Annotated in this window: 1 pseudogene; it reads right to left on the bottom strand. The window is 44.1% G+C overall.

The annotated features are described in order from the left end of the window. Positions 1-540 (bottom strand): annotated as a pseudogene (locus BHECKSOX2_RS03615) (hypothetical protein); the annotation flags it as partial.

The raw sequence follows: 540 nt of genomic DNA, 5'->3' as shown, positions 1-540 counted from the left end.
ATCATTAAACATCCTACTAAACGCCGCACTCATCCCACCATTAGCAAATTTACCACCACCTAACTCAGCGGCAACGCCACCAACCACATAAGAGGCGACAACATTTTGTACTCTTTGCGTCCATGTGTTGGCTTGATTACTAACGCCTGCCGCCTTATATGCACCTGACCAACTTGCGCCATAACTAACAGCTGAGCCTAAGAATCCGCTTTTAAAGCTACCGCCAGATAATCGACTTCGTACGCCGCCAGTTAAGCCATGGGCTATCAACTTTCTGAAACCCGCTTTCATTGGATGCAATACCTTGGCGTTAAATCCTGCTGTTAATGCGCCTAATAATCCTTGTTTTAAATCACCTTTGCTTCCAACCATACCGGACAAAAATCCTGCTGCATAAATATTTAATCCTGGGATAAATAAAACAGCGATAGATGCAATTTGTCTGCCGTATTTTTTAACACCTCTCCAAACACTTCGCCATGCTTTAGCTACTGCTTTAAAGGGATTCCACCAATAACCGCTCGGGTCAGTGTATTTCAG

It is taken from the genome of thiotrophic endosymbiont of Bathymodiolus puteoserpentis (Logatchev) (assembly GCF_900127505.1).
Taxonomy (GTDB): Bacteria; Pseudomonadota; Gammaproteobacteria; order PS1; family Pseudothioglobaceae; genus Thiodubiliella.
This window is presented reverse-complemented; position numbering and strand designations above follow the sequence as displayed.